Source organism: Mesorhizobium sp. M1182 (assembly GCF_040318335.1).
GTDB lineage: Bacteria > Pseudomonadota > Alphaproteobacteria > Rhizobiales > Rhizobiaceae > Mesorhizobium.
In genome coordinates this window covers 1-1,853 of record NZ_JAMYMD010000070.1, presented here as the reverse complement: position 1 = coordinate 1,853, position 1,853 = coordinate 1, and the positions used below count along the sequence as shown (strand labels likewise).

At 57.4% G+C, this 1,853-nt stretch carries 3 protein-coding genes; 1 reads left to right on the top strand and 2 read right to left on the bottom strand.

The features are described from left to right. The coding region (locus tag NKH33_RS33050) for a transposase (RefSeq protein ID WP_352923724.1) at positions 1-291 on the top strand (291 nt) is incomplete at its 5' end. A gap of 115 nt (positions 292-406) precedes the next feature. On the opposite strand, the gene NKH33_RS33045 is transcribed toward NKH33_RS33050, so the two are convergent. Beyond that, positions 407-904 (bottom strand): Lrp/AsnC family transcriptional regulator, encoded by a 498-nt coding sequence (locus NKH33_RS33045; RefSeq protein WP_352923722.1) that lies wholly within the window; start codon positions 902-904, stop codon positions 407-409. Positions 905-1,386: 482 nt separating this feature from the next. Continuing rightward, positions 1,387-1,853: fumarate hydratase C-terminal domain-containing protein (locus NKH33_RS33040; RefSeq protein ID WP_352923719.1), on the bottom strand; the 467-nt coding region annotated here is incomplete at its 5' end.

Genomic DNA, 1,853 nt, shown 5'->3' with positions numbered 1-1,853 from the left:
TGCCCCTGTCCCGGATGGTCGCACCATACGCCGAAAATCTCGCATCTCCAGCGGGGATCGGATGGCACCGTCATGATCATACCGGTTACGAACATGCTGGAGCGGCTGAACCAGGAGATCAAGCGGCGCACCCTGGTCGTTCGCATCTTCCCCAACCCGCGGAGCTGCCTGCGGCTGGTTCGGGCATTGGCGGTGGAGATCCACGAGAACTGGCTCGAGGCGACCCGCTACCTCAACATGGATCATCTGCGCGAGCACAAGAAGGAGAGCCTGAGGGCCTTGGCCGCCTGAGCACCGTCATGTGTCCGCCGCTCCGCTAAACACGGGAGCTGCGCGGCGGACACGCCGACGTCACCGCGATGCCACGCCATTTTGCAGAACTTGACGCACACAATTCTTCGGGAGTTTACCGTTGCCTCACGGCGGACAGAGGAATCGGTGAGTTGGATTTCACTGGTTTCGTCACGACAAGGCTGTAGTATTGCTCGATACCCAAGCCTGCCTGCAGCAATTCCTCCATGAAATCCTGATACGCAGCCATGGAAGGAGATGAAACGCGCATCAGATAGTCGATCCGCCCCCCGATAGCCCAGCAGTCCAGGATGTCCGGAATCTCTTGAATCGCAGCCTCGAAGTTTCGTTGGTCCTCGAGACGGTGGCGATCCAACACCACCTCGACCATGACAAAAACAATGCCCCCGATGAGGGCTGGACTTAATCGCGCATAGAACCCCTCAATGATCCCTGCGGCTTGAAGCACACGGAGCCGCTCCGAACAGGCCGAAGCCGAAAGGTGAACACGCTTTGCGAGCTCGCTTTTCGAAATCCGACCGTTTACTTGAATCTCTGAGAGAATCCGGACATCCCAAGCGTCTAGTCGCACAGGGTCGGGTTTCGACTTCATGACCTTTGCTCTCATGCCGTGGACAAGTGCCAACCAATTCTATCATTAATTGAAGCGACCGAATGTAGTGACGGCACCATTTTCGGCCCGCAATACACCAGAGTGGGGTTGTCGAAAGTCAGGTGAGGGAGTTCGAACCATGAAAAGCTTTAGAAGCAGTTGGCTATCGCCCCGCCGCCTAACGGGGCGGTGACGCACTGGAGAGGTATAGTCGCCTTACGGCAGAGACCTCGTCGAAATAGACAGCGCATTTTTTGTATCTCCGCTGCTTTACCTGATTGGCCCTCGACAGCACCGAGCATTGATCGCATGGCCGGCGAGTCGATGCAGTGTTTACATCGGGGCATATTGGCATCGAGAGTGACTTGAAGGCGTTTCTTTTCCGGCCCGCCGAGGAGCTGAACCATAAAATGCCGCTTGTGTTACTTGTGCGGCCCAAAATCCGGCGCGAGAGTCTGGCCGGATCGCGCAGCCGGGAAGACTCAAACGCCGATGTTGCGGGCGATGCTGTCGGCCGCCATGCGCTTACGCCACTCAAGGGGCCCGGAATTGTGAATAGAATTTCCCTCAACATCGACAGCCATGATGACCGGCATGTCATACACCTCGAATTCATAGATGGCTTCCATGCCAAGGTCTTCAAAGGCAATGATCCGCGCCGCCTTGATTGATTTTGAAATCAGGTACGCAGCGCCGCCCACTGCGATGAGATAGGGCGTTTTGTGTTTGACGATCGACTCGATGGTCAGCGGGCCCCGCTCCGCTTTGCCGACCATCGCAAATAGGCCAGTCTCGGCGAGTATCTTTTCAGTAAAAACGTCCATACGGCTGGAGGTGGGGGGGGGGCGCCCGCCCCCCCCCCACCAGAAAAACACCCCAGCCCCCGGCCACCGCCATCTAAATAAGACGACCACCAACCCACACGACGGCGGTGGGCGAGCCGAAAACC

What these genes read in the sequence shown, in the direction of transcription:
- NKH33_RS33045 (WP_352923722.1), bottom strand. Translation starts at nt 904, where the DNA reads ATGAAGTCGAAACCCGACCCTGTGCGACTAGACGCTTGGGATGTCCGG.